22 protein-coding genes are annotated in these 22,901 nt (G+C 35.8%); 18 read left to right on the top strand and 4 right to left on the bottom strand.

Going from position 1 to position 22,901, the window contains the following annotated elements; all coding sequences use genetic code 11:
- The 6 genes from scpA (at position 1) to ACSVDA_RS04945 (ending at position 6,597) form a co-directional block, all read left to right on the top strand.
- Positions 1–2,208, top strand: coding sequence for a methylmalonyl-CoA mutase (gene scpA, locus ACSVDA_RS04970; protein WP_485881354.1), 2,208 nt, complete (start codon positions 1–3; stop codon positions 2,206–2,208).
- Positions 2,186–3,316, top strand: coding sequence for a methylmalonyl Co-A mutase-associated GTPase MeaB (gene meaB / locus ACSVDA_RS04965; RefSeq protein WP_485881352.1), 1,131 nt, complete (start codon positions 2,186–2,188; stop codon positions 3,314–3,316). Before scpA ends, meaB begins: the two co-directional genes overlap by 23 nt.
- Positions 3,317–3,413: 97 nt before the next feature.
- Positions 3,414–3,851 (top strand): BrxA/BrxB family bacilliredoxin, encoded by a 438-nt coding sequence (locus ACSVDA_RS04960; protein ID WP_485881351.1) that lies wholly within the window; start codon positions 3,414–3,416, stop codon positions 3,849–3,851.
- A 505-nt stretch (positions 3,852–4,356) separates the two neighbouring features.
- Positions 4,357–5,151 carry a transporter substrate-binding domain-containing protein gene (locus ACSVDA_RS04955; RefSeq protein WP_485881349.1) on the top strand — a complete coding sequence of 265 codons (795 nt, stop codon included), beginning with the start codon at positions 4,357–4,359 and terminating at the stop codon, positions 5,149–5,151.
- A gap of 71 nt (positions 5,152–5,222) precedes the next feature.
- Positions 5,223–5,882, top strand: a complete 660-nt coding sequence (locus ACSVDA_RS04950) for an amino acid ABC transporter permease (RefSeq protein WP_485881409.1) — start codon at positions 5,223–5,225, stop codon at positions 5,880–5,882.
- Entirely contained in the window at positions 5,875–6,597 is a 723-nt protein-coding gene (locus ACSVDA_RS04945) for an amino acid ABC transporter ATP-binding protein (RefSeq protein ID WP_485881348.1), read from the top strand. Before ACSVDA_RS04950 ends, ACSVDA_RS04945 begins: the two co-directional genes overlap by 8 nt.
- A 127-nt stretch (positions 6,598–6,724) precedes the next feature.
- Here the strand turns inward: ACSVDA_RS04945 and ACSVDA_RS04940 are convergent, their stop codons facing one another.
- Positions 6,725–7,636: a LysR family transcriptional regulator gene (locus ACSVDA_RS04940; protein ID WP_485881346.1), complete on the bottom strand. Its 912-nt coding sequence runs from the start codon at positions 7,634–7,636 to the stop codon at positions 6,725–6,727.
- A 148-nt stretch (positions 7,637–7,784) separates the two neighbouring features.
- On the opposite strand from ACSVDA_RS04940, the gene ACSVDA_RS04935 reads away from it, so the two are divergent.
- The 3 genes from ACSVDA_RS04935 to ACSVDA_RS04925 all read left to right on the top strand — a co-directional run bounded on the left by ACSVDA_RS04935 (position 7,785) and on the right by ACSVDA_RS04925 (position 10,633).
- Positions 7,785–9,065, top strand: a complete 1,281-nt coding sequence (locus tag ACSVDA_RS04935; protein ID WP_485881344.1) for an APC family permease — start codon at positions 7,785–7,787, stop codon at positions 9,063–9,065.
- 76 nt (positions 9,066–9,141) lie between these two features.
- Complete coding sequence (gene trhA / locus ACSVDA_RS04930; protein WP_320207986.1) at positions 9,142–9,774, top strand: PAQR family membrane homeostasis protein TrhA; 633 nt, start codon at positions 9,142–9,144, stop codon at positions 9,772–9,774.
- A gap of 337 nt (positions 9,775–10,111) precedes the next feature.
- Complete coding sequence (locus ACSVDA_RS04925) at positions 10,112–10,633, top strand: DinB family protein (protein ID WP_485881342.1); 522 nt, start codon at positions 10,112–10,114, stop codon at positions 10,631–10,633.
- 282 nt (positions 10,634–10,915) lie between these two features.
- On the opposite strand, the gene ACSVDA_RS04920 is transcribed toward ACSVDA_RS04925, so the two are convergent.
- A complete protein-coding gene (locus ACSVDA_RS04920) occupies positions 10,916–11,395 on the bottom strand; it encodes a hypothetical protein (RefSeq protein ID WP_485881340.1) in 480 nt (159 codons plus the stop codon).
- Positions 11,396–11,853: 458 nt separating this feature from the next.
- Here ACSVDA_RS04920 and ACSVDA_RS04915 point away from each other — a divergent pair, with 458 nt between their 5' ends.
- Positions 11,854–13,956 (top strand): neutral/alkaline ceramidase, encoded by a 2,103-nt coding sequence (locus tag ACSVDA_RS04915; protein WP_485881338.1) that lies wholly within the window; start codon positions 11,854–11,856, stop codon positions 13,954–13,956.
- A gap of 58 nt (positions 13,957–14,014) precedes the next feature.
- Here ACSVDA_RS04915 and ACSVDA_RS04910 read toward each other — a convergent pair whose 3' ends face one another.
- Positions 14,015–14,632 (bottom strand): nitroreductase family protein, encoded by a 618-nt coding sequence (locus ACSVDA_RS04910; RefSeq protein WP_485881336.1) that lies wholly within the window; start codon positions 14,630–14,632, stop codon positions 14,015–14,017.
- Between the two features lie 236 nt (positions 14,633–14,868).
- Between ACSVDA_RS04910 and ACSVDA_RS04905 the strand changes: the two genes are divergently transcribed.
- Positions 14,869–15,819, top strand: a complete 951-nt coding sequence (locus tag ACSVDA_RS04905; RefSeq protein WP_485881334.1) for an aromatic acid exporter family protein — start codon at positions 14,869–14,871, stop codon at positions 15,817–15,819.
- 73 nt (positions 15,820–15,892) lie between these two features.
- On the top strand, positions 15,893–16,405 hold the full coding sequence (locus tag ACSVDA_RS04900; protein WP_485881332.1) for a L,D-transpeptidase: 513 nt from the start codon (positions 15,893–15,895) through the stop codon (positions 16,403–16,405).
- Between the two features lie 89 nt (positions 16,406–16,494).
- On the opposite strand, the gene prli42 is transcribed toward ACSVDA_RS04900, so the two are convergent.
- Complete coding sequence (prli42, locus tag ACSVDA_RS04895; protein WP_214480176.1) at positions 16,495–16,590, bottom strand: stressosome-associated protein Prli42; 96 nt, start codon at positions 16,588–16,590, stop codon at positions 16,495–16,497.
- 549 nt (positions 16,591–17,139) lie between these two features.
- On the opposite strand from prli42, the gene mce reads away from it, so the two are divergent.
- The 6 genes from mce to ACSVDA_RS04865 all read left to right on the top strand — a co-directional run bounded on the left by mce (position 17,140) and on the right by ACSVDA_RS04865 (position 22,885).
- Positions 17,140–17,553 carry a methylmalonyl-CoA epimerase gene (gene mce, locus ACSVDA_RS04890; RefSeq protein ID WP_485881330.1) on the top strand — a complete coding sequence of 138 codons (414 nt, stop codon included), beginning with the start codon at positions 17,140–17,142 and terminating at the stop codon, positions 17,551–17,553.
- 1 nt (position 17,554) lies between these two features.
- On the top strand, positions 17,555–19,105 hold the full coding sequence (locus ACSVDA_RS04885; RefSeq protein WP_485881328.1) for an acyl-CoA carboxylase subunit beta: 1,551 nt from the start codon (positions 17,555–17,557) through the stop codon (positions 19,103–19,105).
- 640 nt (positions 19,106–19,745) lie between these two features.
- Positions 19,746–20,864: a tripeptidase T gene (locus tag ACSVDA_RS04880; RefSeq protein ID WP_485881327.1), complete on the top strand. Its 1,119-nt coding sequence runs from the start codon at positions 19,746–19,748 to the stop codon at positions 20,862–20,864.
- 4 nt (positions 20,865–20,868) lie between these two features.
- A complete protein-coding gene (locus ACSVDA_RS04875; RefSeq protein ID WP_485881325.1) occupies positions 20,869–21,072 on the top strand; it encodes a hypothetical protein in 204 nt (67 codons plus the stop codon).
- 56 nt (positions 21,073–21,128) lie between these two features.
- Positions 21,129–21,593 carry a chemotaxis protein CheW gene (locus ACSVDA_RS04870; RefSeq protein WP_485881323.1) on the top strand — a complete coding sequence of 155 codons (465 nt, stop codon included), beginning with the start codon at positions 21,129–21,131 and terminating at the stop codon, positions 21,591–21,593.
- 41 nt (positions 21,594–21,634) lie between these two features.
- Positions 21,635–22,885, top strand: a complete 1,251-nt coding sequence (locus tag ACSVDA_RS04865) for a DNA polymerase IV (RefSeq protein WP_485881321.1) — start codon at positions 21,635–21,637, stop codon at positions 22,883–22,885.
- Positions 22,886–22,901: the final 16 nt, after the last annotated feature.

The raw sequence follows: 22,901 nt of genomic DNA, 5'->3' as shown, positions 1-22,901 counted from the left end.
ATGAAACGACCGGATTTTACAAAAATAAATTATACTAGCTCACAAAATCATACGTCACAGCCTGATAATGGAGAAGCCATTCATCAGTACATAGACGCTACGATTGAAGATTTATTATTTGAAACGAATGAACACATTGCTTTAAAACATGTGTATACAAAAGATGATTTGAAAGATATAGATCACCAACATTATATGCCAGGCATAGAACCTTATTTACGAGGGCCATATCCGACAATGTATGTCAATCGACCTTGGACTGTTAGGCAATATGCAGGTTTTTCTACAGCTGAAGAAAGTAATGGTTTTTACCGTCGGAATTTAGCAATGGGTCAAAAGGGGTTATCTGTTGCATTTGATTTAGCCACACATCGCGGCTATGATTCAGATCATCCCCGTGTTATTGGTGATGTTGGAAAAGCAGGTGTAGCAATAGATTCTATTTTGGATATGAAAGTTTTATTTGATAGGATCCCACTTGATAAAATGTCCGTGTCAATGACGATGAATGGAGCAGTATTACCAATAATGGCATTTTACATCGTCACAGCTGAAGAACAAGGAGTAAGTCCTGAAAAGCTAGCAGGGACAATTCAAAATGATATTCTAAAAGAGTATATGGTTCGCAATACGTATATTTATCCCCCTGACACATCAATGCGGATTATCGCAGATATTTTTGAGTATACATCAACATTTATGCCGAAATTCAATAGCATTAGTATATCTGGATACCATATGCAAGAAGCAGGAGCGCCAGCAGATTTAGAGTTAGCATATACACTTGCAGATGGTCTAGAATATGTCCGAACAGGGATAAAAGCTGGAATTGATATTGATTCATTCGCTCCGAGGTTGTCGTTTTTTTGGGCGATAGGTATGAATTATTTTATGGAAGTTGCAAAAATGCGGGCAGCTAGGCTTATGTGGGCACAATTAATGAAACAGTTTAATCCTAAAAATCCTAAATCTTTAGCTCTGCGAACACATTCACAAACATCAGGATGGAGTTTAACTGAACAAGATCCATTTAACAATGTCACAAGGACATGTATTGAAGCATTGGCAGCCTCGCTCGGTCATACGCAATCACTGCATACGAATGCACTTGATGAAGCAATTGCCCTACCAACAGATTTTTCTGCGAGAATTGCAAGGAATACTCAGTTATACTTACAAGATGAAACGGGTATTTGTGATGTTATTGACCCATGGGCTGGGTCATACTATGTTGAATATTTAACGGACGAATTGATGAAACGTGCATGGGAACATATAGAGGAAATTGACAGCTTAGGGGGCATGGCTAAGGCGATAGAAACGGGATTGCCTAAAATGCGTATTGAGGAAGCAGCTGCTCGCAGACAGGCCAAAATAGATTCCGGTAAAGAAGCGATTATTGGTGTAAATAAATATAAATTGATTGAAGAAGAACCGATCGATATTTTGGATATTGATAATACTGCTGTGAGGAAAAAGCAAATTGAACGCTTAGAAAAGCTTAGAGCGACTAGAGATGAATCTACAGTACAGCAAACTTTACTAGACATAACAAAAGCGACAGAAAGTGGCGAAGGGAATTTACTTGACCTTGCAGTGAAAGCTGCAAGGGCTCGTGCAACATTAGGAGAAATCTCTGATGCGGTTGAAAAGGTAGCTAAACGTCACAAAGCGATTATCCGTTCTATTAGCGGCGTGTACAGTTCGGAGTTTTCAAGTGAGGAGGAAATTGAGCTGATCAAACGTAGTACAGATGAATTTCTTGAACTAGAAGGAAGAAGACCACGTATTTTGGTTGCAAAAATGGGGCAGGATGGACATGATAGAGGAGCTAAGGTGATTGCAACTGCATTTGCGGATTTAGGTTTTGACGTAGACGTTGGTCCTCTCTTTCAAACACCTGAAGAAACGGCGATACAAGCAGTAGAAAATGATGTTCATGTAGTTGGCATAAGTTCTCTCGCTGCTGGTCACAAAACGTTGCTCCCTCAATTAGTCTCAGAATTAAAGAATCTAGGTCGTGACGACATTGTTGTCGTAATTGGTGGAGTCATTCCAGCTCAAGACTATGATTATCTTAAAGAAAATGGAGCTTCCGCTATTTTTGGCCCTGGTACGATCATTCCGGTAGCTGCCCAGAAGGTCATTGAAGAAATTTATCATAGACTCGGCTATGAGGAAGTGGATGTTAGTGACGAATATAAATGAAAGACCTGATTGGGTACCTTCAAAAGAAAATGACAGCTTTACATCATATATTAAAAAAGGTGTAACTGGTAGTCATGATGGGATGAGTAGTCAGCATTGTGAAAACAAGAAGTTTATTAGAAAAACGGAGAAGCATGTAAAAGACTATGTTGATGGAGTATTAAATAAAGATCGAACAATGTTGGCTCAAGCGATTACGTTAATCGAGAGCAACGCACAGAGACATGTAGATAAAGCTCAGGCTGTTTTAAATGAATTACTTCCACATGTTGGTTCCTCTATTCGAATAGGCATTACTGGGGTTCCTGGTGCAGGCAAAAGTACATTCATTGAATCTTTTGGTACATATCTTTGTGACAAAGGGTATCATGTTGCTGTACTAGCTGTTGACCCTAGTAGTTCAATTACTGGAGGAAGTATTCTTGGAGATAAGACTAGAATGGAGAACCTTTCTCGACACCCCCGTGCATTTGTGCGACCATCACCTTCAGGAGGGACACTTGGGGGAGTACACCGGAAAACGAGGGAAACGATGCTGCTCTGTGAAGCGGCAGGCTTTGATGTTATCCTTGTTGAAACAGTTGGTGTTGGGCAAAGTGAAATTGTTGTTAGAACGATGGTTGATTTCTTTTTATTGCTTGTTCTTACTGGAGCAGGCGATGAGTTGCAAGGAATGAAAAAGGGTGTACTTGAACTAGCTGACGCGTTAATTATCAATAAAGCTGATGGCGATAATAAGCGTCATGCTGAGATTGCACAACGAGATTATAATCGATTTCTACATTATTTACGACCAGCTACTGAAGGGTGGGAAACGAAAGCGTATACGTGTTCAGCGCTCTTTGGAAAAGGAATTGATAATGTATGGAAAATTATTAATGAATTTGTAGATCAGACAAAGGCAGCTGGTACTTTTGAAAGCCGTAGAAAAGCACAAATGAAAGAATGGATATATGCGACAATTAAAGATCAGTTAGAAACAAGGTTTTTTACTCATCCACAAATAAAAGAAAGATTACCTCAAGTAGAGAGCAATGTAATATCAGGGAATGTACCAGTAACGTTAGCTGTTCAACAGTTACTTGCATTGTATTTTAATGAAAACTAGTTATGTTTTATACGTTTATATAGTGAAATCATTGCAAATAAGATTGATTACTTGCTATCATAGTAATAGGTTGATAATTAAGGGAGTGATATTGTAAATGAATATTGATTTTAACTTGTTTATGAATGATATTGTTCGCCAAGCTCGTCAAGAAATGGATGCAGCGGGTTACGAGCAATTGACTACGATAGATGATGTAGAAGGAGCTTTCCAGCGTTCTGGAACAACATTAGTTATGGTTAATTCTGTTTGTGGTTGTGCAGGGGGGATTGCTAGACCAGCTGCTACCCATGCAGTCCACTACGATAAACGCCCTGATCATTTAGTGACAGTTTTTGCTGGGCAGGATAAAGAAGCGACTGCTCAAGCTAGACAATATTTTGAAGGCTATCCACCATCTTCGCCTAGCTTTGCTTTATTAAAGGACGGCAAAATTTGCACGATGGTAGAACGTCATGAAATAGAAGGTCATGAACCAACGGCGGTTATTAATAAGCTCCAAGCATCATTTGAAAAGTATTGTGAAGAAATATAAACACGTTTATCCTCTAGAGAATAAAGCCTTAATGAATTGTGTCTAAACATTTCTATAAGGCTTTTCTTTGGAAAGTTATAATTGAAAACGCTTACTTTATTATTTACTTAAATAAAATGAGGTCAAGTGCATAAAATTATTATTGCTGATCTATATTAGTTTTATTAATGACAAGTTATTTGATAAGAGCTTGTATACAAGGATAATGAATCTCTATCAATGTGCCATATACATATAACTAAACCTTGAATACATAGTAGATTTCATTTTTAGAAGTTAAACATGTATCCAATAAGTGGTAGTGGGATATCTACCCTTCTGTAAAGATGAAAGACGCATAAAGCCTTATCTCTGTTCTAATTTAGTAACAAGGTTTACGAAAAGAGCCACCCAAAAAGAGGTGATACATTCTAGTAAACATAATAATTATTTTTGTTGCATAATTATAGATTTATGTTAAAATACAATTACTTGCATAAAAATACAATGTTTTAGGGGGATAAATGTGAAAAAGAATATTTTATTAGGTTTAATTAGTATATTAGTAATTGGTTTGTTGGCAGCATGTGGGACGAAGGATGAGAGTGCAGATAACGGACAAGCAGCTGAGGGAGGAACTGACAAAAAAGTATTAAAAGTTGGTACTTCAGCAGATTACCCGCCTTTTGAATATATTGATACAGCAAAAGGTGATGAGATTATTGGTTTGGATATAGACATAGCGACTACGATAGCTGACAAATTAGGCTATGAGCTCGAGTTCACTGATACAACTTTTGAAGGGATCATTGCAGCGTTACAAACAGGAAAATTTGACTTAGTTATTTCAGCAGTAACACCTGATGATGACCGTAGAGAAAATGCAGATTTTACTGATATATATTATGTAGCGAATAATATGATAATTTCAAAGAAGGATAGTGGAATTACTTCAGTAGAAGACTTAGAAGGAAAAGTTGTTGGTGCACAGCTAGGTTCAGTTCAAGAGGATGAGGCAAATAGTATTGCTGAAACAGTTGATATTACTGTTGAAAGCAGAAGTAGGGTTCCAGAGCTTATCCAAGAAATTTTAATTGGAAATTTTGATGCAGTAATTATCGAAGATTCTGTAGCACAAGGATACTTTAAAAGCAATGATAAGTTGTCGGGCTTTAAACTTGAAGGTGACGAAGAAGGCTATGCCATAGCATTTCAGAAAGGTAGCGATCTGACGGAAGAATTTAATAATGCTTTAAATGAAATAAAGGAAAATGGTGAGCTCGAAAAATTAATTATTAAATGGTTTGGTGGAGAAGAATAATACAGTGAATGAATAAGGTGAGGAATGATTCTCACCTTTTTAAATGTCTTTTGGAAAGGAATGAAAAGAATTTGGATCTAGATTTTGGACAAATCGTCCCATCAATGCCATTTATATTAAAAGGTATTATTGTTACGTTACAAATTGTAATTAGTTCTGCTGTAATTGGCTTTATATTAGGTATAATCATATCACTCATGAAGATTGGTCGGTTGAAGGTTCTTGTTTTTATCGCAGATTTTTATACATCAATATTTCGAGGAACACCTCTTATATTACAAATAATTATCATCTATTATGGACTACCGCAGTTTATTGGAGGAGAGATTGAACCCATGCCTGCTGCCATAATTGCATTTAGCTTAAACTCATCAGCATATATTTCTGAAATCATAAGAGCAGGAATTTTAGCAGTAGATAAGGGGCAAAAAGAGGCAGCACAAGCACTAGGAGTGCCCTATAATAAAATGATGCTTGACATCGTATTACCACAAGCACTTAAAAATATTTTTCCAGCCTTAATGAATGAGTTTATTACGTTAACAAAAGAATCAGCTTTAGTAATGACCATCGGTATTATGGACATTATGCGATCAGCATATGTAGTTGGAGGAAATTTATTTAGATTCTTTGAACCGTTGTTATTTGCGGCCTTAATTTATTATGTCATGGTTATGATCTTAACACTCCTTGGCAAAGTGATTGAAAGGAGAATGAGAACAAGTGATTAAAGTAGAAAATTTGTATAAATCATTTGGTAAACTTGAAGTGTTAAAGGATGTCTCGACAACGATTGATTATGGCGAGGTAGTAGCAGTTATCGGACCTTCAGGGTCTGGTAAGTCAACATTTCTAAGATGTCTTAACTTATTAGAAGAGCCTTCGGAAGGTAAAGTGTGGATAGGTCAAGATGAAGTGACAAACCCTAAAACTGATATTATGAGAGTACGTCATCATGTCGGTATGGTATTTCAGCATTTTCATTTGTTTCCTCATAAAACTGTCTTAGAAAACATTATGTATGCACCTGTTAAAGTAAAGGGTGTTAGTAAACTTGACGCAGAAGAAAAGGCTAGAGATTTGTTAGAGAAGGTCGGTCTTTCAGAAAAAGCGAATGAGTATCCTAAACGACTGTCAGGTGGACAAAAACAACGTGTTGCAATTGCACGTGCACTAGCCATGTCACCTGACGTAATGCTGTTTGACGAGCCTACGTCTGCCTTAGATCCAGAGATGGTGAAGGAAGTGTTAGAGGTTATGAAATCACTAGCGCATACAGGTATGACAATGGTAATTGTAACGCATGAAATGGGCTTTGCAAAAGAAGTAGCTGATAGAATTTTGTTCTTAGATGACGGTCAATTGATTGAGGATGCGGTACCAGAACAATTTTTCTCCTCACCAAAAAGTCAACGGGCACAAGATTTTTTAGCCAAGGTGTTATAAATTAAACTAAATTAACAACCCTAAGTGAAGTTATAATTTACACTTAGGGTTTTTCGATTGGGTGTTTTCTCAAGGGTTGTTTGTAATTCGTACCATTTAGTTTTTGAATCATTCACACTTAAACCTTCTATTTATTTACAGTTTCCTCCTGCCATTCAACAGAAAAACGTGCACATATTTCTATAAACGCGTCTAAAGCAGGCGAGAGCCATTTGTTCTTATGAAAGGCTAATAATGTTGAGACATTTTCACCATCAATTTTCCAATCAAGTGATGTGATCTTTCCTTCCTTTAGCTCAGTTTGTACTGCTATCGAAGGAAGATAAGAGATTCCTAATCCACACATGACACACTGTTTAATTGCTTCGATACTCCAAAATTCAAGCGACGTATCAGGGACATAGCCGTGCTTAATTAAGTGATTTTCAAATGTCGCTCGGTAATCACACCCTTTCTCTGTATAAATAAATGTTTCATCGAGTGGGATTGAAATTGGTTCATCTTGTTTTTTAGCTAAAGGGTGTTCAATTGGTGCTATAACATTCATTGGTTCATCGATTAGTTTTGTGATTTGTAAATCTGAGTCTTCGTGTTCTGGTTGTAGTAGCAAGGCAATGTCTATTTCACCTCTACGTAGCAACTCTTTTAATCTCCAACACTCAAATGTTTTAATAATAATTTGTACATTTGGATATAGCTTTTTATATGCTGAGATAATTGCGGGTAGTCGATAAACTGTTAACGATTCAGGTGCACCAATTTTAATTGTTCCAGCAGGGTTTTCTTCCTCTTTTGCAATATGTCTTGCACGATCATATAAATCTAACATTTGAATAGCATATGGTAATAGTTTTTTACCAGCATCTGTAATAACAACTTTCTTACCGATCCTATCAAATATAGGCGAGCCTATTTCATCTTCAAGGGTTTGAATATGTGCAGTAACAGAAGATTGAGCATAGCCAAGCATATCTGCGGCTTTAGTAAATCCTCCAACATCTGTAATAACCTTAAATGTCTTTAAATGTTTAAGTTCCAATTACATATCTCCCTTCATGAGGAATCAATCGGTTTATTCGATTGTTTTGTTCGAAACTATCTATTTTACTGAAGTGAAAAACGAAGATATAATCAAACCAAACAAACATAATACGATTTATCATTATTTTACATTGGGGTGAAGCAAAATGAAATCAAAACTTATTGGCCCACTACTTTTAAGTGGTTTAATTATCGGCCCGATACTAGGGTCAGGAATCATTCTATTGCCTCCAATCATTAAGGAGCAAGCTGGAAGTTCCGCTATTATTGCTTGGCTGATCATTACGTTCTTAAGCTTTCCATTTGCTTATGTGTTCGGCAAGCTTAGTATTTTATTTCCTGGTGATTCAGGTGTGACGAATGCAGTGAAACATACTTTTGGTGACTCTATTAAGCAATTAACAGCTATTTTTATGATACTGGCAGTTTGTGTAGGACCGGTAGCGGTGTTAATGACAGCGAGTGAATATATTTCATTGTTATTTCAATTGTCTAGCATAAAAGTTGAAATATATGGAATTGTACTGTTAATCATATGTCAGATGATATTGATGAGAAACATTTCATCTTTAGGAAAAATTTCATTAGTATTAACATCTATTTCAGCACTCGTGTTATTTATTGGAGGTCTTTCAACACTACTATTTTTTAGGTCAGGAGTATCAATAGTAGGGACACTTAACATTCAATCGTTAGGAAATAGTGTGTTACTTCTTTTTTGGGCAATGATGGGATGGGAGATTATTGGAAACTACTCAATGGAAGTGAGAGATCGTGAAAAAACGATTAAAAAGAGTGTTTTCTATAGTGCAATTATCATTGCGATCATTTATATAACCGTTGCTGCAGCTTATCAGTGGATTGACACAGCCGCCTTAAACAGTGGGCACGCCTCTTCTCAGCTCAAATTGGCGTTAATCATAGCACCTCTTTTTGGCTCGTATGCAATACCTGTACTGACATTAATCACTTCAGCTCTATGTGTTACTACATATATTATGATCGTAGGGGGGATAGCAAGGTTAATTTCTGCTCAAGCTGAAGATAGCAAGTTACCTAAGATTTTGGGATATAAGTCAAAATCAAATATCCCGATTGTAAGTTTATTATTACTAGCAAGTATCCATTTAGTCGTTTTAGTTATTCTGTATACTGATTTAGTTAACCTTGAACGACTCGTCGAAATAGCAAATGCATTTTTTATTAGTAATGCAATTATTGGATTATTAGCAGCAATGCGCATTATCAATCATTGGGTAGTTACCTTTAGTTGTATGGTTTTAATTGGATCCTTATTATGGATGCTGACATTTTCACCAATCTGGGTATTGTTGTTAATAGGTATACTAACTTTTTACGCGATTATAGCTGAAATGAAAAAACGATCTACACGAATAAAGCTAATACAAATGAAAGAAGAAGTGTAACATAACTTTTCATGTCACACTTCTTTTTTAGTAGTATAATATAATGTAATGAAGCGGAAAGAAAGGAAAAGATATTATGGCCACTACGCATACATTTACGAAAAAAGAAGAGATTGCCAACGCCATAACACATGGAATTGGGGCTCTACTTAGTGTAGCCGCACTCGTTATACTCATTGTTACGGCTGCAACAGAGGGAACAGTATGGCATGTCGTTAGCTTTACGATATATGGTGTGACGATGCTTTTACTATTTTTATCTTCAACTTTAGTTCATAGTTTCCCTGATGGAAGGGTTAAGGATTTATTTCAGATTTTTGATCATTCAGCCATTTACTTGTTTATTGCCGGAACGTATACACCCATTTTATTTACAGTTATTAAAGGTGCGTTAGGCTGGACGTTATTTGGAATAGTGTGGGGTCTTGCCATCGCGGGAGTTATTTTTAAAGTATTTTTTGTTAAGAAATTTCTTTATACTTCGACTTTCATGTATGTATTAATGGGTTGGATCATCGTGTTTGCTTGGAAGCCACTTACTGTAAGCATACCTGTTATAGGAATGTACCTACTCGTTCTTGGGGGAGTTCTTTATACAGTAGGAACGATTTTTTATATGTGGCGCAGCTTTCCATACCACCATGCAGTTTGGCATTTATTCGTTCTTGCTGGCTCAGCTGCACACTTTTTTGCAGTCCTAAATTTTTAGGTTCTTTTCATACATTTCATTATTATGCTACGAAAAGAATAAACGTAAATTTACTGATTGTCATTGTTATTGAGAAGACAATATGGTAAAAACTAATTATTTCTGATCCTAAGAACAACAAACAATACGAATACGGATACCGATTTATATTTAAGCTGTAGGGGATATAACGATCTCTTACTGCTTTTTTATTTTACCCTTTGTTCTTTTCGTTTGAATCTAATATGAAAAAGAACTAATTTGTTAATTTGCAATTTAGCTTGGCTGTTCTGGTATACAATCACGCTATAACGAATAGAATAAGGGTGGTAAATCTATTTCTAGGGGTGGAGAGCAAATGTTAGATTATGAGTTAATGAGTATTGACATGATTAGGAATAAAATACTAGCAAGTGTTGAAGAATTAACAGATTCTCAAATAAATAAACGCAGTTCAGAGGATAAATGGAGTATTGCACAGCTATTGCGCCATTTGTACGATAGTGAAACTGGACTTACACAAATGATAAAATTTTCATTAGAACAATCTAATACTGGAAATCTAGAAAGAAAACCGCTGTTCATGATTCTCGATAGAACTCAAAAAGGTAAAGTTCCAGAAGGGAGGGCACCTTCTGAAAATTTTACTACGAAGGATGAATTACTTTCACTGTTAGCTCAATCAAGACAAACATTGTTACGATTAATTGATGAGATTAAAGGTGAAGATGAAGTAGAAAAGTTAGCGATCAGTTTTCCTAAGTTTGGTTTATTAAGTTTAGCACAGTGTCTAGAGTTTATCGGCCTTCATGAGTTAAGGCACTTTGAACAACTTAATGAGATTAAACTAGAAACTCTTTACGTACCTGTTTCACCATAATTTTCGTAAGATATTATAGTCAAAGCCTTTTTCATAGATCGTTGTTTTTCTACAAAGGGATTACAAAGTCATCAATGTGGTGCGAGCTGTTTTAATTAATTCGGCTAAAAAATAGAAAAACTACATTCCAAGGTGGATCATATTTTTTGAAACAACGCAGAGTTTTTTTTTTACAACTCTGCGTTGTTGGTTTATTCAACATGACTACCGCTTTAACTAATGAGGTATAATGAAGGGCTTTACTTAATTCACCGCTAGGCAAATTATTTGTACGAGTCACTTTTACTCTTCCACTTTTACAACAATACTTCCATAAAGTTTATCGCCTATATAAGCATTTAATCGCCATAAGCCAGCCGTTGGAAGTGAAAACACAGTATGTTGAGAAGATTGAGCTCCTAGTACTCCTTTCATTCCTGTTTCTTTATAATTTTGACTTACTACTTCCCATCCCTTTGAATCAATCAATGTTTTTTCTTCGCCCGTGTTTTTATGAATCCCAATCAATTTAAAATGTTCCTCATTAACTTCTTCTAATTCTTCACCCCAAAAAAACCATCTTGTTTTACCAGCTTTATCGACTAAAAAAACCATTGTATCCAACAAAGCCACTTCACCTTTATATCCTCTTAGCTCTCTCTCTCGGTCTCCACTTTTAATAGTAAATGTAGAGGAAACTTCCCAATTTTCCTCATTAACTATTTGTTCTGAACAACCTACTAGTATTCCAATTAAAAATATACATATAATATTCTTTTTCATCGTAACCTCCTCTCCTATATTAGATGAATAATTTAGCACATCTTTTCAGAAAATTCTAATTATCTTTTGTGACAGCACGTTAAACAGATAACGGTTTATATAAATGATAAGAAATTCTACCAAGTATTTTTAATTATATAACAAACATAGAATGCCCTTTTATCCAAACTGTTTGAGCAGGTATTTAAGACAAAATTTCTTCATTTGCTATAAAGATAAAGGTGTAGACATAACAAACGTTAATAAGTTTTGTAATTGCTGTTTCCATAGCCAAATAAGTGCAAGTAATTTCATAGAAAACAGTTTGCAGTACTTTTTACCTGTACATGAAAATTTATTTGCTGATTCAAATGATATATTTACTGAATTTTCTGCATATTAAATAACTCGTTAGATTAAGAATATATTAGAAATTAATATTTTCACGTTCTAAAACTATTAAAGGGGGAAATTTAGAATTGTACAGTACATTAAAAAAAATGATGGCCGTCATTATTGTCGCAGTCTTTTTACTCTCATACTTACCAGTAGTAAAAACTGAAAGCGCTACCAATACTGGTAATTTTGATTATTATGTAGGTGCTGGTATGTATGATATAACAGGCCCAGCTGCCGAAGTAGTGATGATGGGGTATGCTGATTCTGCTCATAAAACAGAAGGTTTGCATTTTCGTCTACGATCTAGAGCTTTTATAATGAAAGAAAAAGATGCAAATAATAATGTTGTATTTGTAAGTGCTGATGTAGGAACAATCTTTCATTCTGTAACACAAGGGGTAATAAATAAGTTAGAGCAAAATGGCTACGGTCATCTTTATAATTACAGCAACGTAATACTTAGTGCAACACACAGTCACAGTGGACCAGGTGGATACTCTCATGAAGGACTATATAATGTTTCTACATTTGGGTTTCATGAAGAAAATTATCAAGCAATCGTAGATGGGATTTATGAATCAATTATTAGAGCACATCATAATCTTGAGCCAGGATACATTGAAATAACAGAAGGGTATTTAGATGGAACAAGTGCAAACAGGTCTATTGAAGCATATAACAATAACCCTGAAAGTGAGCGAAGTAAATTTCAAGACAGTGTTGATAAAACGGTAACACATCTTAATTTTCGCAATCAACAAGGTGAGTTGCTAGGAATTATAAATTGGTTTGCTGTACACCCTGTCTCAATGAGTCAAGAAAATCATTTGATTTCCGGAGATAATAAAGGGTACGCATCTTATTTATATGAAAAAGAGATGGGGACTGATTATACTGATAATAAAACATTTGTTGCTGCTTTTGCACAAGCAAATGAGGGAGACGTAACCCCTAACATATTTGGAGATGGTAAAGGCTATGGTGATGATGACTTTGATAGTACTAAAAGATCTGGAGAAATTCAATTTGAGAAAGCAAAAGCATTAAGCAACTTAGCTGAAACACGGTTAACAGGACCGATAAGTTCTCGGCATGAATTTGTAGATTTTTCAAATTTAGTAGTTGATCCACAATATACGGATGGTGAAGAAAGAAGAACGTATCCATCGACGATGGGATATTCTTTTGCAGCTGGTACAGAGGATGGTCGAACCAATTTGCCGGTTTTTGTTGAAGGAATGACACAACCTGAATATTCAATTGACAGTTATGATAACCTAGTAACTTATGCACAAGGACTATTGACTCTCGTTCCACAAATAGGTGAAATGAGTGGGGTGTTATATCCGGAGCTATGGGAGCAACACTATCCTAAGCCAATATTATTTGCACCGTCAGAAGTATCACCTGACCCATGGACTCCACAAATTATCCCATTACAAATGGTACAAATTGGTCAGCTTTCAATTCTTGCCGTTCCTGCAGAATTTACGTCAATGGCAGGTAGAAGGTTGAAAGAGAGTGTAAATGAGAAGATGGCTCCACAATTTAATGGTGAAAATTACGTAGTTGTTGCAGGGTTATCAAATTCGTACAGCAGTTATGTTACGACGCCTGAAGAATATGATGTCCAGCATTATGAAGGAGCATCAACTCAATTCGGGAAATGGACGTTAAGCGGGTACTTGCAAGAATTTGATAAATTATCAAATGCGATTATTAATAATGAAGGAATAGCTTCTGGTCCACTTCCAAAAGATTTAAGTAATGAACAAGTGTATTTTGATATTGGTATCGTTTTTGATGCACCACCAATTTTTAAGGACTTTGGTGATGTAAAAGATGATGTGCAATTGTCTTATCAAAAAGGGGATATAGTTAGTGTTAGTTTTTGGTCAGGACATCCAAATAATAATTTTAGGACACAGTCCACATACTTAGAAGTTCAAAAGTTTGAGAATGGTGAGTGGATAACTGTTGCTAATGATGGGGATTGGGAAACGAAGTATAGATGGATTAGAGAATCAACAATACTGGGGACATCCTCCTCTTTAATTGAATGGGAAATTCCTTTTGACGCAGATGCTGGGAATTACAGAATTGTTCATTATGGAGCATATCAGACTATAACTGGAAAGGTATATGAGTATGATGGAATCTCTTCAGAGTTTACAGTAGAATAAGTGATAAATAGAAGCTCTCCTTTAAGAGGAGCGCTTCTATTATTTGTAGAGCAATTTCTTATGTAAACGTAACAAATTCTCTTACTGGTTTTCTGTATCCTCTAGGAGAGCGACTAGAGAGTTTTTCTTTGCCAATAGTAATTAATAATACAGGTTCATAACGATCCTCTAACTGTAATACCTTTTTTACTTGATTAGGATTAAAACCAATCATTGGGCAAGTATCCCAGCCCTGTTCTTTTGCCGCAATCATAAACAACATTGCTGATAAGCTAGCGTTTCTAATTGCTTCTTCTGTTAAGAATTGAGAACCGCGAGATTCATATAGTTGATTAATACTTTGAATCGTATGATCAAATTCTTGCTTACTGAGTATATTTAAGTTTACAAGTCCCTCGTATATATTAGCAGCTTGTTGATAAGCTAATCGATCACCTAAAACAACGATTGTTGCAGAAGCTGTACCAACTTTGTGTTGGCCAAAAGCTGCTTCTTTGAGCTCAAGCTTCGTTGAAGCATTTTGTACGACAACATAGTGTGTATGCTGCAAATTAAATGCTGATGGAGCATACTTAACTAGCTCAAATATTTGTTCAAAATCATGTTCGGTCATTTTAATGTCTTCTTCAAAATTACTTGCGGACCGTCTTTCTTTAATTAATTGCGCTGCGTTCATTTGTTAATACCTCACTTCCATAATCTATTGATTAGCTAAAACTGAATAATTATCTCATATTAAAATATCTTCAATTAAAGATAATTAAACCATCTTTTTTTTTACTTGTCAATTAAAAAGCTGCGCATATCTCCTTATAATAGTGGAACTTTCAATTCTTTAGCTTGCGGTTTATAATAATGATTGCAATGAAAGTGTAACTACATATATGGGAATTCACAACCTAGGAGAAGATTATGTTTAAAATTGGTTATCGAACGTTGAAAACTGCACTTGGAATAACGACTTCAATGGCTCTTGCGAATTTCTTGCAATTGGAGAATTACATTTCAGCAGGAATTATTACTGTATTATGTATTCAATCGACAAAGAAAGAATCGGTGTTAAGCTCTATTGACAGGTTTCTAGCTTGTGTTGTAGGCATTGTTTTTGCATTTGTATTTTTCGAGGGTATTGGATATACACCAGTTTCAGTTGGTCTATTAGTTTTATTTTTTATTCCTACAACTGTTATGTTACGGATTCAGGAAGGAATAATAACAAGTATTGTAATTATTCTTCATTTTTATGCTGCGCAGCAATTTACTGTTCAATTTGTTATAAATGAATTAATTATTATTTTAATCGGTATATTAATTGCATTACTCGTAAATATATACATGCCAAGTGTTGAAAAAAGACTACGAAGTTATCAGCAAGAAGTTGAAGGTAATTTTAAAAAAATATTCGAACATATTGTTGTTTATTTACGAACAAATGATATGAGCTGGAAAGGGGAAGAGATAACAGTAACAGATACGCTAATACAAGAGGCTAAAGATGTGGCACTTAAGGACATTGAAAATCGCTTTCTTCAGAAAAAAGACGGTTACTACCATTACTTTGCTATGCGAGAAAAGCAGTTTGAAATTATTGAGAGAGTGTTACCGACAGTAACATCAATTACTATAACTGTGGAACAGGGTGAAATTATAGCTGATTTCGTAGAGGAATTAATTACAGGTATTCATCCTGGTAATACAGCTAAAACATACTTAATAAAGTTAGCAAATATGAAAAAACAGTTTGAGGACATGCCTTTACCAATTAGTCGTGAAGAATTTGAGGAAAGAGCTTCTTTACTTCATTTTATAAAAGAGATGGAGCTCTACCTAATTATTAAAGACTCATTTATACCAATGAACTAGTTTAAATCTTGAATAAAACCCCTCGTTCTAATAACACTAAAGATGAAGTGGATTAAATGGGGGTGGTTAAGTTTTGAATTGGTCTTTGTTGCTGTTGTTTACGATTTCTTTATCTCCAATATGGCCATTAGGGCAAAATCCAATAATTGGTGACCCTTTTGTTATTATTAATAAACATGACAATAAATTAGCATATATTAATGATGGGGAAATACAGGGGGTTTTTCCTATCGCCACAGGTGTTACTAACAACGATACACCACAAGGAGAATTCACGATTATCGTTAAAGCAATTAATCCATACTATCGAAAAAAAGATATTCAAGGTGGCTCTCCAAAAAATCCATTAGGGAGCAGATGGCTTGGGCTTGATGTAAAAGGTACGCAAGGTAGAATATACGGCATCCATGGTACGAATAACCCTTCATCTATTGGAACATATGTAACACAAGGGTGTGTTAGGATGCAAAATAAAGATGTTGAACAGCTTTTTGACCAACTGCCTATCGGGACAAGAGTTTTAATTGTTCGTAGTGAGGACAGCTTTGAAGCGTTAGCGGTACATTATGGCGCAATGGAACGTTGAAAGATATTCAGCAAGCTCAGTTCAAATAACAAGATGAAGTATAAAAAAGCATCGGAATTTATTTATTCCGATGCTTTAATAATTATATTTTATAGCCACGTACTAGCACCAGCTAATAACGTAGTAAGTAACATTGTACCGAGCATGACATAAATGATAACCTTTTGTGTCTTTTTACGGGACATTCTTTTTCCCCTCCTAAACAAAACTTTCTTTATATCATTTTAACCGCAAATGATAACTTGGACAAGAAGTTATTCTATGAAGTTGTAGTTGATTTTGGAAATTAGAATAATTGAAGGAAAATGTCGTTTTTTGCAGAATAAGTTAATAAGGAAAGCGAAGCCAACTCAATTCCATTCCATTAAATTAGCCCACCTCCTGTAGGCAATAGTAGGGTATCGTCATCCATGACTTCCTCGACAAGCGTTGAAGACTATACACTAGAAGTCGTTTTTTGCCTTCAGTTGTATAGATGCAGCAACTCGATAGGCAAGGAGGCGTAACTGGATAATTGGAAAGTGCAACATATGTAATTCCACCTAGAATAAGTAAGCTTACGCTCAGTGGACATCAATGTAATGTCATCACCAGTGACTCTCTAGACTAGAATAGAAACCTATGGTCTAGTATGAGGTAATATGTTATGGAAACTACAGTTTTATTTCTGATAAGAGTAGCTATCTAATCACTATTGTGTGAAGATATTTTACTAGAAAGGGTGTTATTGCGATATGGTAAAGAAAATTGATCATATTGGTATTGCAGTACGTTCAATAAAGGAAGCGCTACCATTTTATCAAGATGTACTTCAGCTACATTTAGAAGGAATCGAAGAGGTAGAGTCTGAAAAAGTTCGCGTAGCCTTTTTAAAAATAGGTGAATCTAAGCTAGAACTATTAGAACCAATACACACAGATAGTCCTATAGCAATTTTTATTGAAAAACGCGGAGAAGGTATCCATCATATAGCATTAGCTGTAGACTCTATAGAACAACGACTAGAAGATATGAAGGTGAACGGGATTCGGATGATTAACGAGAAAGCAAAAACGGGTGCAGGAGGTTCGCAAATAGCTTTTATTCATCCTAAATCGACAAAAGGTGTATTATTTGAGCTTTGTGAAAAAAGAATGCAGGAGGATTAGCATGGAAGACATCTATGAAAAAATTAATGACTTATACGATCGACGTAGAAAAGTTGAGATGGGTGGTGGGGATAATAAAATAGCTAAACAGCATGAAAAAGGTAAATTAACAGCTCGAGAGCGTATTGAGCTGTTAGTAGATGAAGGAACATTTGTTGAATTAAACCCATTTATTGAACATCGTTGCAACGACTTTGGTCTAGGTAATAAGGAAGGTCCTGGAGATGGAGTTGTAACAGGATATGGAAAAGTCAACGGGAAACCGATATATTTATTTTCGCAAGATTTCACTGTTTTTGGTGGCGCACTAGGCGAAATGCATGCTAAAAAAATAGCAAATGTAATGGATTTAGCAGTTCAAAATGGAGCTCCATTTGTCGGACTAAATGACTCTGGTGGTGCCAGAATCCAAGAAGGGGTTTTGTCTTTAGATGGCTATGGTCATGTCTTTTATAGAAACTCAATCTATTCAGGTGTGATTCCACAAATTTCGGTAATTATGGGACCTTGTGCGGGAGGAGCTGTTTATTCTCCTGCAATTACTGATTTTGTTTTCATGGTAGAAAAGACGAGTCAAATGTTCATCACTGGTCCAAAAGTAATTGAGACTGTAACTGGTGAACAAATTAGTTCAGAGGATTTAGGTGGAGCAAATGTACATAATTCTATAAGTGGTAACGCCCATTTTTCTGGTCAGACGGAAGAGGAAGTACTTGCTCAAGTTCGAAAATTATTAAGTTATTTACCTCAAAACAATGAGGAGAAGGCTGCTATTTATGAGGTTTCATCAGATGATGATTATCGAGCAGATTTAACAGATGTGATCCCTTTTGATCCTGTTCGTCCATATGATGTCCGTAAAGTCATTGAACAAGTTGTAGATGAAGGCTCTTTTTTAGAAATCCATGAGCACTTCGCTCGCAATATAGTTGTAGGCTTTGCGCGAATAAGAGGCGAAGTAGTTGGACTCGTATGTAACCAACCAAAGTTTATGGCGGGAGGATTAGATATCGATTCTTCAGATAAGGCTGCACGATTTATTCGTTTTTGCGATTCGTTTAACATTCCACTTATCACGTTTGAAGATGTGACGGGTTTTTTCCCAGGTGTTAAACAAGAACATGGTGGAATTATTCGTCACGGTGCAAAAATTTTATATGCCTATTCTGAAGCTACTGTTCCAAAATTAACAGTAATACTTCGTAAGGCATATGGTGGAGCATATGTTGCGCTAAATAGTAAATCAATCGGAGCAGATATTGTATTTGCATGGCCAAATGCTGAAATAGCTGTAATGGGGCCTCAAGGTGCGGCAAATATTATTTTTGCAAACGAAATTAACGCAAGTGAAAATCCTGAAGAGATACGAGCACAAAAAATAGAAGAATACCGGAAGAAGTTTGCAAACCCATATGTAGCAGCTAGTCAAGGTATGGTTGATGACGTCATCGACCCACGAGAAACGAGAATTAAAATAGTTCAAGCACTTGAAATGCTGAGGAATAAGAAAGAACAGCGTCCAAAAAAGAAACACGGTAACATCCCGTTGTAGGAACGAAATAGGAGCTGACTGTTCTATTCTTCTCTTAATAGTGGAAGACACATAATGTCTCTTGGCGAAGTGACCTCGAGGGGATAGGCGCTGAAGTTAGCCAGTAACAAAAACGCAAGCGCCTTGTTCATCCCCGACAAGCACTGGAGCCAATTCGCATGAAGGTGCTTTTTACCTTCAATTGAATTAGCGAAGTGACCTCGAGGGGATAGGCGCTGAAGTTAGCCAGTAATAAAAGCACAAGCGTATGCAAATACCTATAATCAGCCCAAGTCCTGTGTGAACGGTGGGTTGCCACCCTAACTCCTCTGACAAGCGTTAGTGTAAACTTGACATGATAGACACATTCACCAGTTTACGTTTGTATAGGGTTTCTCCTTATAACTAAACATTGAAGTTTAACTGAGCTTTTATTCAAATAAACAATAACAGTATTTTAGAGAAGCATTATGTATTTGGAGTAATGCTTCTTTCTTTTTTAGTTGTGTAGTTTAAGATGAAGCTAGTAATGAATTTAGGATAAACATAACATTGGTGGCCTGCATTAGAAGGATGGATAACCGACAAAAGGTGAAAAATAAACTGTTTTATATTACACTAGAAATGTGCAAAAGCTGATAAAAATGATGGAGGAATGACAATGATTCAACAAGATCGTCTAGTTAACGAATTTATTGAACTAGTGAAGGTAGATTCTGAAACAAAATATGAAACAGAAATAGCAAAAGTATTAAAGGGGAAATTTTCATCCTTAGGTGTAAAAGTAGTAGAAGATGATACAACTTCACAAACAGGGCATGGTGCTGGCAATTTAATTTGCACATTAGAAGGTACAAAAAATGGTGTTGACCCTATCTATTTTACTTCACATATGGACACAGTAGTACCAGGAAATGGCATCAAACCTTCGATTAAAGATGGCTACATTGTAACTGATGGCACAACGATTTTAGGCGCAGATGACAAAGCTGGATTAGCTGCAATGCTAGAAGCAATTCGTGTGTTAAAAGAAAATAATATTGCACATGGAACGATTCAATTTATTATTACTGTTGGTGAAGAGTCTGGTCTAGTCGGCGCAAAAGTATTAGACCCATCTCAAATCATTGCAAAGTATGGTTATGCAATTGATAGCGATGGTAAAGTAGGTAATATTGTGGTAGCTGCACCTACGCAAGCGAAAATAATAGCGACCATCCATGGAAAAACAGCTCATGCTGGGGTTGCTCCGGAAAAAGGAGTTTCTGCAATAACAATTGCGTCAAAAGCAATTGCACAAATGCCGTTAGGCCGTATTGATGAAGAAACAACTGCAAATATTGGACGCTTTGAGGGTGGCTCCCAAACAAATATTGTTTGTGATCGTGTTGATATTTTAGCTGAGGCACGCTCATTAGTTCAAGAAAAAATGGAAGCACAAGTTGCAAAAATGAAGGATGCTTTTGAATCTGTTGCAGAACAAATGGGTGGAAAAGCTGATGTAGAAGTCAACATTATGTATCCAGGATTTAAGTTTGGTGATGGCGATCATGTTGTTGAGATCGCAAAAAAAGCTGCAAAAAAAATCAATCGTCCATGCGAACTACAAAGAAGTGGTGGGGGCAGTGACGCTAATGTAATTGCTGGGTTTGGAATTCCAACAGTTAACTTAGCAGTTGGTTATGAAGAAATACATACAACAAATGAAAAAATACCAATTGAAGAATTAGTAAAATGTGCTGAAATGGTCGTTGCAATTATTGAGGAAGTAGCGAATTAAGGTAATGATCAGGCTCCATTTCCTAAGTGGGGCCGATTTTTTAGTTAAGCAATTTCGTGAAATTGTTGCCATTGTTACCTTGTTACCAACATTAATATACGTTAGAAGAAAAGATGCTACGGACGCTAAATGGCTATATGTAATTTATAAAACAACAACGAATACGAAAACAGCCTTTGGTATTGCTAGAAATTGTTTGCATTTCTAAAGAATGTACTTAGTAAATAGTTTTTGTAGCCGTTGCCGTTTGAAGGGGGAATTTAGATGGAAAGCAATAAAGTGGTCGTTTTTAATATAAATAAGGAAGAATACGGATTTCCAATTAATCAAGTCGTTTCGATAGAAAAAATGGCGTCTGTTACGATCATTCCTCAAATGCCTCCATATGTGATAGGTGTCTTAAAAATTCGCGATGAGCTTGTACCGATTATTGATACGAGAACTATTTTATTTAACAACTCTTTTGAAACTATGGATAACATTAAATTAATAGTTACAAAAGCTAAAGATATTACCGTCGGGTTTGTAGTTGATGAAGCAAAGGAAATTATTGATATTTCAAGTGATTATATAAAAGAAGTTCAACTTGTACAGTTTAAAAAGACGTCTTATTTCACAGGTGTAGCAAATTTACAAAATCGCTTAGTAACTTTAATTGATCCTGCTATGCTATTTGATAGTTTGGAAGGGAAAGAAGATATTAAAGGACATTTGCTCAGTCACCAATAATAGGTGACTGTCTTATCACATTAATTTTGGAAGTGTTTTTTATGAAACATTTATATCCGAAAAATGGTCAAGTAATTTTACATGTAGACATGAATAGTTTTTATGCATCTGTTGAAGTATCATATGAACCATCGCTTAAAGGAAAGCCAATTGCGATCGCTGGAAATGTAGAAGAACGAAGAGGAATTATTATAACATGTAGCTACGAAGCACGTGCTCTAGGAGTTAAGACTACAATGCCCGTATGGGAAGCGAAAAAGCTATGTCCAACACTAGCGATAATTAAGCCAAATTTCGAAAGATATAGGAAAGCTTCATTGCAAATGTTTGACGTGCTTAGAACAATTACTCCACTCGTCGAGCCAGTGTCCATTGATGAAGGATACGTAGATATTACTAATTGCTATGAGCTCGGTTCACCTCTTCAAATCGCCACAGAGATACAAAAAAAACTTCTTCACAATCTGCAATTACCTTGTAGTATTGGTATAGCACCTAATAAATTTTTAGCTAAAATGGCATCAAATATGAAAAAACCGCTTGGTGTCACGATTTTGAGAAAAAGAGATGTAGCAACAAAGCTTTGGCCGTTACAGGTTGATGCTATGCACGGGGTTGGTAAAAGAACAGCAGAAAAGTTAAAGACTATCAATATTCAAACGATCGAGGATTTAGCGAAAGGAAACGAAGTTCAGTTAAAAAACCTTCTTGGGATTAACGGTATAAAGTTGAAGGAAAGAGCAAATGGGCAAGATGGGAGGCAGGTTGACCCAGAGGCGATTTATGATCGTAAAAGTATAGGTAATTCAACAACTTTACCACACGATACAATTGATGAACGTAAAATAGAGAAAGTACTGCAGAAATTAGCCCAATCGGTAGGACAACGTTTGAGGCGTAAACATTTAGTTTGTCAAACAGTTCAACTAACGATCCGCTACGCTAATCGCAAAACGATTACTCGTAGTCAAAAGCTTTCAAACCCGATGTCTGATGAGGAGATTCTTTTTTCGACAGGGCTACAACTATTAAAAAGCCATTGGGATGAGCAACCGATTCGTTTGCTCGGTATTACAGCTCAAAACTTACTTGAAAAAGAAACTGCATCAAAACAACTTGATATTTTTTCATTCGAAGATGATGCTAGAGAAGAACCATTAGCGAATACAATAACACAAATAAATGAAAAGTTCGGTAAAGATACGATAAAAAGAGGTGTGAAAGTTAACAAATCAAATGATTATGGAGATAATGAATCAGGCACAAGCTTTGAAAAAGACTTTTTCCTGTAGTACCTTAGTGTGTGGA

Source organism: Cytobacillus sp. Hm23 (assembly GCF_051842895.1).
Classification (GTDB): Bacteria; Bacillota; Bacilli; order Bacillales; family SM2101; genus Nanhaiella.
This window is presented reverse-complemented; position numbering and strand designations above follow the sequence as displayed.